Origin of the sequence: Hyphomonas sp., from assembly GCF_040882205.1 — a bacterium.
Classification (GTDB): domain Bacteria; phylum Pseudomonadota; class Alphaproteobacteria; order Caulobacterales; family Hyphomonadaceae; genus Hyphomonas.
This window is the reverse complement of the sequence record NZ_JBBEBT010000026.1, coordinates 1-8,185: the sequence shown is the minus strand read 5'-3', so window position 1 is coordinate 8,185 and position 8,185 is coordinate 1. Positions and strand designations below refer to the sequence as shown.

Sequence of the window (8,185 nt, the reverse complement as noted above, 5' to 3'; positions counted from 1 at the left end):
GACGATGGTGGCGAACCATATCCCCGACGGCATGGACGTGACCCTGCAAAGCGAGAACGGCATGCTCGGCATGGGCCCGTTCCCTTATGAGGGAGAGGAAGACGCCGACCTCATCAATGCCGGCAAACAGACAATCACCACGCTGCCGCGCACCAGCTTCTTCGACAGCGCCACCAGCTTCGCGATGATCCGCGGCGGTCATATCAACATCGCCATCCTCGGCGCCATGGAAGTCGCCGAGAACGGCGACCTCGCAAACTGGATGATCCCCGGCAAGCTCGTGAAGGGCATGGGCGGCGCCATGGACCTCGTCGCCGGGGTGAAACGCATCGTCGTCGTCATGGATCATGCCAACAAGGCCGGCGAATCCAAGGTGCTGAAAGCCTGCACCCTGCCGCTCACCGGCAAGGGCGTCGTCAAACGCATCATTACAGACCTCTGCGTGATGGACGTCGTCTCCGGCGGCCTGAAGGTCATCGAACTCGCCCCCGGCGTCACGCTGGACGAAGTGAAGTCGAAGACAGAGGCGACACTGGTCTCTCAGATAGAAAGAAAGCCCTTCACCTCCGATAGCTGAGCTATGGGTCTCTCCTCTCCCGCGAGGCAGGAGACGAGCAAGAGGCGGCGCACCAACCCCTCGCATGAAATGGGAGAGCAGGGGCCCGCGCTGAAGGCGTGGGAGGTGAGGGTCCGGGGCGCTGCGCCCTCTTCGCTGCGATCCGCCTACACCCCTTCGACAAACAAGACCCGGTAATCCGCCGCCTGGAACCGGTGCACTTTCGCCGCTGTATATTCCGGGCTCTCGTACCAGGTCTTGGCTTGCGCCATCGTCGGGAAGGCGAGGATCACCACACCGTCAGCGGCGGCGCCCTCAGTCACCTCATGCTTGCCATAGAAAGCCAGCGGCGTGATCTTATGGTCACCGCGCGCCGCGCCGGCTGCAGCGCCATACTTCGCCATCGCTTCAGCGTCGCGCAGCTTCTCGCGGATCAGGATTACATAAGCGGTCATGGAACTCTCCCTTGGATTGGCATGCGCAACATTCGCCAACTCCGGGGCCGGCACAATCGTTTCCCCCGCGTCGCAGGGTTTCACGTCCCCCCAAAAGCCGCTAGGTCTTCCGCATCTCTTCCGGATGCTCCCCATGTCGCACTTTTCCGAACTTTCCACCCTGCCGCCCGATGCGCTGCTTGGCCTGATGACGGCCTTCCGCGCCGATCCTCGGGGTGACAAGTACGATCTCGGCGTCGGCGTCTACAAAGACGAGGCCGGGGAAACTCCCATCCTTACCTCGGTGAAGAAGGCCGAGGCCCGCTTGCTCGCCGCGCAGGCCACGAAAGTCTATGAAGGCCCGCGCGGCAATACTGACTATTGCGGCTACATCGAGGATTTCGTCTTCGGCAAGGACCATCCCGCCCGCCAGGAAGGGCGCACGATTTCCTTCACCACGCCGGGCGGCTGCGGCGCGCTCTTTCAGGGCGTCAGCCTGATGCGGCGTACCGGCACCAACCGCGTCTGGGTGTCGAAGCCGACCTGGCCGAACCATCCGAACGTGGTGAAATCCCTCGGCCTCGAGGTAATGGAATACGCCTACGCCCGCGACGGCGAATTCTACCGCCTTGGCATGCTGGCAGACCTATCCACCGCCGAAGCCGGCGACGGCGTCATCATCCAGGGCCCATGCCACAACCCGACCGGGATTGATCCGCATGTAGACGACTGGCGCGCCCTCGGCGCCATGGCAAAGGAGAAAGGCCTCCTCGTAATGCTGGACGTTGCCTATCACGGCTTCGCCCAGAGCCTCGCGCACGACATGGACGGCGTGCGCGCCTTCATGGATGAGGCAGGCGAGGCGATGGTGGCCTATTCCTGTTCCAAGAATTTCGGCCTTTACCGCGAGCGAACGGGCTGCTTCCTCGTTCTCGGCGAAACGCAGGCCGCCATCACCGCCGCCGCCACGCATGTTGCCGACAATGGCCGCGCCACCTGGTCGATGCCGCCGGCCCATGGGGCAGGGATCGTCGCCGCCATTCTCGGAGACGCCGAACTGCGCGCCGAATGGGAAACCGAGCTGAACGCCATGCGTACACGGATGAAAGGTCTGCGTGCTTCGCTCTCGGACACGCTGGTCGCCGCCACCGGCTCGAACGCGCTCGCAGCCCTGAAGGCCCAGAACGGGATGTTCTCGCAGCTGCCGGTCTCGGCAGCGCAGACGGTGGAACTGCGAGACAAGCACGGCGTCTACATGCCGTCGTCAGGCCGCATCAACATTGCAGGGCTGAACCCCAAGGACATTCCGGTGCTTGGGAAAATTCTCGCGGGCTATCTCTAGATACTCAGGCCCCGCGGCGCGATCTTCTCCAGCTCCGCAATCATCTCCGGCGGCGCCTCGACCGCCTTGCGCGCATCCAGATCCAGCGAGATCGCGATGACTTCGCACGTCGCCCAGGGCCCACCGGTCTGCGGGTCCATGACCCAGTGGATCAGGTTATGCGTCTTGCCGGCGACCTTTCCGAGAGACGTGTGCACCACGAACTGGTCGCCCTCGCCCGGCATCCGGTGATAGCGCAGGCGGTATTCCAGAACGGCCGCGCCCATCCGGCGCCCGCCGGCGTTCGCGCCGACGCGGGTGCGCCAGTCGAACAGCAGGTTCGGCACCGAGTCCGATACGCGCCCGATGATCCAGGAGGGCGTCATCCAGCCATGCGCGCCGCAATGCACCGCCGGCACAGCGCCAAGGCCTATGCGCGGCGCGCCGACCTCTTCGACCCGCGCCAGCGTGATCTCGTCGACCGGCAGTCCCGGCGCATCCGGATCAAACGAGCGCGGCTTCGCCTCGTCCGGCGTCTCGCCCTTCAGCCCTTCCAGCTTCGCCAATACGCGTTTCGACCAGGGGAAGGCCTTGCTTTCGGCTGTGTCAAGATGAGCAATCCGTGTGCGGAAGGCCGCCGACAGCGTACCGTCGGCATGGCGCAGTTCCTGATAGATGACCGCATCACTTTCGCCGATCTCGAGCACACAGCCACTCATCTTCAGTGGCCTGCCAGGCATGACTTCGCGGATGAAGCGGATATGCTGGTCGACGGGAGAAACAGTGGACGGAGAATTTGGCCGGAAGGCATTCGGCATGCCCGCCGCATGGCAGAGCGCGACGAGGCCTTCCAGTTGCTTCTCGACATAGACGCGCACGTTCATGTGCCCCATCTCGTCGCAGTCCCACTGGTTGCAGCTGCCTTGCCAGAGGGGGATCACGGCGCGCAGTTCCGGCAGGTGCCGCGCACTTCGACGACCGCGCGGGTCATGCGAAAGCCGGCGCCTTTTGTTTCGGCCCTGAGGGCGTCGCTGGTGGCGGTGGCGTGCAGTTCCTCCGCATTGTGGCAGGCCTCGCAGATCAGGAATACGGCTGAGTGGCTATGGCTCGTATGGCCGCAGGCAACATAGGCGTTGAGGCTCTCGATCTTGTGGACGAGGCCGGTCTCCTGCAGGAAATCCAGCGCCCGGTAGATGGTCGGCGGCTTGGCCGCGCCTTCGCCGTCGAGGTTCGCCAGAAGGTCGTAGGCTTTCGCCGGCCCGGCATTTTCCAGCAGCAGCCGCAGCACCTTGCGGCGAATGCGCGTCATCCGCTGGCCCTGGCGCACCACAAGGGCTTCCGCCTCGTGCAGGAACGCCTCGGTATCGGCCGGACTGCACGGTGTATTGGCGTGCCCGTGGGCATGGGTATGGGATTGGGAACTGGCCATGCCTCTATTTCGGATGTTTCGGCCCGTATGTGAAGGGGCGGGCGGTTTTCCGGGTCTGGACGGCCCCGGCAAATCACTTGAGATTCTCTTATTACGCGAGCCGGGCCAGGGGGCCGGGCGCGGTGTGGAGGCCTCAGGCAATGCAGTTATCCGAACGGGACGGGCTCGAACTCTGGCGCAAGGCGGTTACCGCCTCGGTGCGCTCGGACGCACCGGACCTGACAGCGCGCCAGCAGGCCGTGTTGATGTCGGTGGCGCTGGTGCCCGGCCCGCACACCGTTCGGGGGCTTGCCGAGCATCTGGGCGTCGCCAAGCCGGCGATCACGCGGGCACTGGACGCGCTGGAGCGGCTGAACTTCATCCGCCGCCTGCCGGACGATTCGGACCTGCGCTCCATCTTCATCGAGCGCACCCCGGACGGTATGACCTACCTGCGCAGCTTCGCCCGCCTTGTCCTCGCGGCCTCTTCCGGCGAAGAAGCAGGCGGAAAGCCTTCGGCCAAGCGCTCCAACGCAGCCTGAGGCCTCTGCCTCGGAGCTGCCTGCCATGCTGTCCTTCAACCATGCGCGCCTTGCCCGGCCGTCCGGCACGTGCGTGCGCTATCAGGTCACCGCCGGGGTCGCCGCCGTGCGCGAGACGCCAGCGCCCGATGGCCGCCTCGGCACGCAGGCGCTACATGGCGAACTGGTCGATGTGTTCCGCGAAGACGGCGAGTTCGGCCTCTGCCAGCTCGTGCGCGACCATTATGTGGGCTGGGTCAACATGGACGCGCTCTCCGCGCCGGTCCTTGCGCAAACACACAAGGTGAATGCGCTGCGCACCTATTGTTTCTCCGAGCCGGACATAAAGTCCGCCCCGCGCTTCATGGTCTGCCTTGGCGCGCGCGTGGCGGCCACCGGCCGCACCGATGGTCTGTGGACGGAGTGCGCCCGCGCCGGCTGGGTCCACCGCCACCACCTTGCGCCGCTGGATGCCTTCGAACCCGATCCCGTCTCGGTCGCCGAACGCTATCTCGAAACGCCCTATCTCTGGGGCGGGCGCGAAAGCCTCGGGCTCGACTGTTCCGGCCTCGTCCAGCAGGCCTTCGAAGCCTGCGGTGTGATCCTGCCGCGCGATTCTGACATGCAGGCGGCCTTGGCAGGTGAGCCCGTCGCTAACTGGCAGGCCCCCGGCGCGCTCAGGCGCGGGGATCTGGTCTTCTGGGAAGGCCATGTTGGCCTGATGACCTCGCCGGAGACGCTGCTGCACGCCAATGCCTGGCATGTCGCGGTCGAACGCGAACCGCTCGCCGAGGCGATAGCGCGCATACGGAGCGTTGCTGGCGAGGTGACCGGCGTGCGCCGCGTTGCGCTGGCGGCCACCGGAACGCCGGACTGGCTGCAGGCCGGGTGACCGGCCTGGACGCCCCGGTCCTGACGCGGGTAACGAACCGGCGCACGCGTCTCTTCCGCGAGGCCTTTGCGCTCTATGAAGCATCCATTCCGCGCGCGGAGCAGAAGACGCGCGCCCAAATTCTTGCGGGCCTCGGCCGCGAGGACGTGCGCTTCTGGGCCTTCACGCGCGGCGCTGAAACGCTCGGCGTGTCGATCCTGTTTGCGGACCGGGCACAGAACATCATGCTACTCGAATATCTAGCTGTCTCGCCCGCGGCGCGCAGCGGCGGTATTGGTTCGGCCCTGTTCACCGCATCCTTCGAGGCGACCCGTTTTGACAGCGCGACCCAGCTCCTGATCGAAGTCGATTCAGAAGCGGAGGATGTCAGCGAGGCCGAGCGCGCTATCCGCCTCAAGCGCAAGCAGTTCTATCGCCGCCTTGGCTGCCGCGAAGTGCAAGGCTTCGACTATATTTTGCCGCTCGATCATTATGGCCCCGCGCCGCGCATGAGCCTGCTCGTCCTCGGCGCTCCTGGCAACCATCTCGCCGCGCACCACCTGCGCTGCGCCCTCTCCAGCATCTACCAGAATGTCTACGCCCAGGGCGCCGGTGACCCCCGGCTCGATAAGATGTTCCGGGGCAAGGGCCGGCAGCTGGCTTTGATCCAGACCAGCCCCCAAACAAAAACCCCCGGCTAGCGCCAGGGGTTCAGTTTCAGGAATGCAATGGCGATCAGGTCGGCTGGACTTCTTCCGCCGGCGCTTCTTCGGCAGGAGCGGCCTGGCCTTGCGCCGGCGCGGCCTCTCCTTCGGCCGGGACAGCTTCACCATCAGCTGGGACAGCTTCGCCCTCGGCCGGAACGGCTTCACCTTCTGCCGGCGCGGGCGCGGCCATCGGCGCCGGGAACGCGGGGGCGCCTTCCGTATTGGCGGCGAGATAGGCGATCACGTTGGCGCGGTCCGCGTCGCGCTTGATGCCGGCGAAGGACATCGAGGTGCCGCGCATGTAGCCGGCGGGGCTTTTCAGCCAGGCGTCGAGGTTTTCATAGGTCCAACCGCCTTCGGCGTTGGAGAGGGCACCGGAATAGTTGAAGCCGGCAACGCGAGCCTTGTCGGCGCCGACAGTGTTGTGCAGGTTCGGGCCAGTGCCATTGGCGCCGCCGGCGGCGATGGTGTGGCAGGTCGCGCATTGGCCGGCGAAGGTGCGTTCGCCGCGCGAGATGTCGGCACCCGCAAGCGCGGCGCCAAGATCAAACACTTCCTCCGCCGCGCCGGCCGAGGCTGCTTCGGCGATTTCGACACAGTAATGGAACTGCGTGCACATCTTTTCGCTGAGGGTTGCAGGCTCTTCATGGTCGCCGCCATGATCGCCGCCGCCGAACACAAGGCTTGGCAGGGTCGCGAGGCCCATCATGACGAGGGCTGTGGCGAGCAGGGCGCCCATGATCTTGTTGAGACCGAGTTCTCCCATGGGGCAATCCTTCGAATCTATTCCGTTACTTGTGTCTTGGCGCGCGCCTTTTGGCACGCTAACCGGGTGCACACAATATAACGGGTGCCTCTCCGGGGCGCTTCCCCCCATCGTCGCGGCGATCAGACGCATGTCGGAATGGGGGGGCAGGGCAGGGATTTCCTCAATGAGCCAGAAAATTGCCTATCAGGGCGAACCGGGCGCGAACTCGCATATCGCCTGCAGCGAGGCCTTTCCGGCCCATGTGCCGATGGCCTGCCGCACCTTTGAGGACTGTTTCATCGCCGTCGAGAAGGGCGAGGCGGACCTCGCCATGATCCCTGTGGAGAACACCATCGCCGGCCGGGTCGGCGACATCCATTACCTTCTACCCTCCACACAGCTGCACATCACAGGCGAATACTACCTGCCGATCCGGTTCCAGCTGATGGCCCTGAAGGGCACGAAACTGACAGACGTGAAGAAGGCGCGCTCGCATATCATGGGCCTCGGCCAGTGCCGCAACTTCCTGCGCAGGCATGGCATCGAAGCGGTCACCGCCGCAGACACCGCCGGCGCCGCCCGCGAAGTGGCCGAGCTGGGTGACCCTGCCGTCGCCGCCATCGCCCCGCGCCTTGCCGCCGAAGTCTACGGGCTCGAAATCCTCGCCGAGGATATCGAGGACGCCGCCCACAACACCACCCGCTTCGTTATCATGTCACGCACCCCCGCCGACATCGACGCAGGCGATGGCCCGGCGAAGACGGCCTTCCTCTTCGAAGTGCGCAATATCCCCGCCGCCCTGTACAAAGGCCTTGGCGGTTTCGCCACCAACGGCGTCAACATGACGAAGCTCGAAAGCTACCTCACCGGCGGCTCCTTCGAAGCGTCGCAGTTCTATGCCGAGATCGAAGGCCACCCCGATGAACGCCCGGTCCAGCTCGCGCTCGAAGAACTCGGCTTCTTCTCCCAGTCGCTGAAGATCCTCGGCGTGTTTCGGAAGACCGTGAACGCGGCGCTTTGAACTAAGGCCCTCCTTTCCTGCGATGCGGGAGAGCGGTTAAGTGGCCCGCGCCACTTCCAGCCGTGTCAGGCCGCTGGCCGCCGTGATCGCCGGTTCGGTATGGTCGATGAACAGCGTCGCCTTGCCGCGCAGCTTTCCTGAACTCCGCACTGCATGGATCGAAAGGCCGGGCCCTTGCCAGTCCGCCAGCACACGGACGAGGCGGATCTCGCCGGTGCATTCGCAAGCGAGCCAGGCGGGCGCGAGCATCAGGCCAAGGCCGCCGGCTGCCGCTTCCAGCAGCGTCTTGCCGGAGGAGGCGCGGAACGGTCCGTCGACACGCGCCTCGATAGTCTCGTTACCCTTGCTGAGCTCCCAGACGGTATGGCGATTGTGTCGGAAGACGACCGCGCCCTGCTCTGTGAGGTCGGACGGATGCTGCGGGGTGGCGCGCCGGTCCAGATAGGACTGTGAGGCCCAGACCACCTGCGCCGCTTCACTGACCTTCTTCGCCATCAGGCTCAAGTCGCGCAGCTCGCCGAGCCGGAAAGCGATGTCGACGCCCTCCGCCACGAGATCCGTGATCGCATCACCGAAGATCAGGTCCACGCGGATGTTC

The 8,185-nt window shown here is 65.3% G+C and carries 11 protein-coding genes; 6 read left to right on the top strand and 5 right to left on the bottom strand.

Going from position 1 to position 8,185, the window contains the following annotated elements:
- Positions 1-577, top strand: a 577-nt coding sequence (locus WEA77_RS01665; RefSeq protein ID WP_368066137.1) for a 3-oxoacid CoA-transferase subunit B, incomplete at its 5' end; no start/stop codon positions are given.
- A gap of 146 nt (positions 578-723) precedes the next feature.
- Here the strand turns inward: WEA77_RS01665 and WEA77_RS01660 are convergent.
- Positions 724-1,011 carry a DUF1330 domain-containing protein gene (locus WEA77_RS01660; RefSeq protein WP_368066136.1) on the bottom strand — a complete coding sequence of 96 codons (288 nt, stop codon included), beginning with the start codon at positions 1,009-1,011 and terminating at the stop codon, positions 724-726.
- Between the two features lie 133 nt (positions 1,012-1,144).
- Between WEA77_RS01660 and WEA77_RS01655 the strand changes: the two genes are divergently transcribed.
- Positions 1,145-2,332 (top strand): aromatic amino acid transaminase, encoded by a 1,188-nt coding sequence (locus WEA77_RS01655; protein ID WP_368066135.1) that lies wholly within the window; start codon positions 1,145-1,147, stop codon positions 2,330-2,332.
- Here the strand turns inward: WEA77_RS01655 and WEA77_RS01650 are convergent.
- Positions 2,329-3,252 (bottom strand): thioesterase family protein, encoded by a 924-nt coding sequence (locus tag WEA77_RS01650; RefSeq protein ID WP_368066134.1) that lies wholly within the window; start codon positions 3,250-3,252, stop codon positions 2,329-2,331. The genes WEA77_RS01655 and WEA77_RS01650 overlap by 4 nt on opposite strands.
- Positions 3,249-3,740: a transcriptional repressor gene (locus tag WEA77_RS01645; RefSeq protein ID WP_368066133.1), complete on the bottom strand. Its 492-nt coding sequence runs from the start codon at positions 3,738-3,740 to the stop codon at positions 3,249-3,251. The genes WEA77_RS01650 and WEA77_RS01645 overlap by 4 nt, the downstream gene beginning before the upstream one ends.
- Positions 3,741-3,880: 140 nt before the next feature.
- On the opposite strand from WEA77_RS01645, the gene WEA77_RS01640 reads away from it, so the two are divergent.
- From WEA77_RS01640 to WEA77_RS01630, 3 genes are read left to right on the top strand one after another with little or no spacing between them, the layout of a single operon-like run.
- On the top strand, positions 3,881-4,261 hold the full coding sequence (locus WEA77_RS01640; RefSeq protein WP_368066132.1) for a MarR family transcriptional regulator: 381 nt from the start codon (positions 3,881-3,883) through the stop codon (positions 4,259-4,261).
- A gap of 25 nt (positions 4,262-4,286) precedes the next feature.
- On the top strand, positions 4,287-5,132 hold the full coding sequence (locus WEA77_RS01635) for an NlpC/P60 family protein (protein WP_368066131.1): 846 nt from the start codon (positions 4,287-4,289) through the stop codon (positions 5,130-5,132).
- Positions 5,129-5,812 (top strand): GNAT family N-acetyltransferase, encoded by a 684-nt coding sequence (locus WEA77_RS01630; RefSeq protein WP_368066130.1) that lies wholly within the window; start codon positions 5,129-5,131, stop codon positions 5,810-5,812. The genes WEA77_RS01635 and WEA77_RS01630 overlap by 4 nt, the downstream gene beginning before the upstream one ends.
- Before the next feature lie 34 nt (positions 5,813-5,846).
- Here the strand turns inward: WEA77_RS01630 and WEA77_RS01625 are convergent, their stop codons facing one another.
- A complete protein-coding gene (locus WEA77_RS01625) occupies positions 5,847-6,584 on the bottom strand; it encodes a cytochrome c family protein (RefSeq protein WP_368066129.1) in 738 nt (245 codons plus the stop codon).
- A gap of 166 nt (positions 6,585-6,750) precedes the next feature.
- Here WEA77_RS01625 and WEA77_RS01620 point away from each other — a divergent pair, with 166 nt between their 5' ends.
- The gene (locus WEA77_RS01620; RefSeq protein ID WP_368066128.1) at positions 6,751-7,587 is read left to right on the top strand and encodes a prephenate dehydratase; all 837 of its coding nucleotides are present in this window, start codon (positions 6,751-6,753) and stop codon (positions 7,585-7,587) included.
- Positions 7,588-7,623: 36 nt separating this feature from the next.
- Here WEA77_RS01620 and WEA77_RS01615 read toward each other — a convergent pair.
- Positions 7,624-8,185: substrate binding domain-containing protein (locus WEA77_RS01615; RefSeq protein ID WP_368066127.1), on the bottom strand; the 562-nt coding region annotated here is incomplete at its 5' end.

Bases quoted from the DNA above. Each gene is read 5' to 3' on its own strand.
- WEA77_RS01660 (WP_368066136.1), bottom strand. From the start codon at position 1,011: ATGACCGCTTATGTAATCCTGATCCGCGAGAAGCTGCGCGACGCTGAA.
- WEA77_RS01655 (WP_368066135.1), top strand. From the start codon at position 1,145: ATGTCGCACTTTTCCGAACTTTCCACCCTGCCGCCCGATGCGCTGCTT.
- WEA77_RS01645 (WP_368066133.1), bottom strand. From the start codon at position 3,740: ATGGCCAGTTCCCAATCCCATACCCATGCCCACGGGCACGCCAATACA.
- WEA77_RS01640 (WP_368066132.1), top strand. From the start codon at position 3,881: ATGCAGTTATCCGAACGGGACGGGCTCGAACTCTGGCGCAAGGCGGTT.
- WEA77_RS01635 (WP_368066131.1), top strand. From the start codon at position 4,287: ATGCTGTCCTTCAACCATGCGCGCCTTGCCCGGCCGTCCGGCACGTGC.
- WEA77_RS01625 (WP_368066129.1), bottom strand. From the start codon at position 6,584: ATGGGAGAACTCGGTCTCAACAAGATCATGGGCGCCCTGCTCGCCACA.
- WEA77_RS01620 (WP_368066128.1), top strand. From the start codon at position 6,751: ATGAGCCAGAAAATTGCCTATCAGGGCGAACCGGGCGCGAACTCGCAT.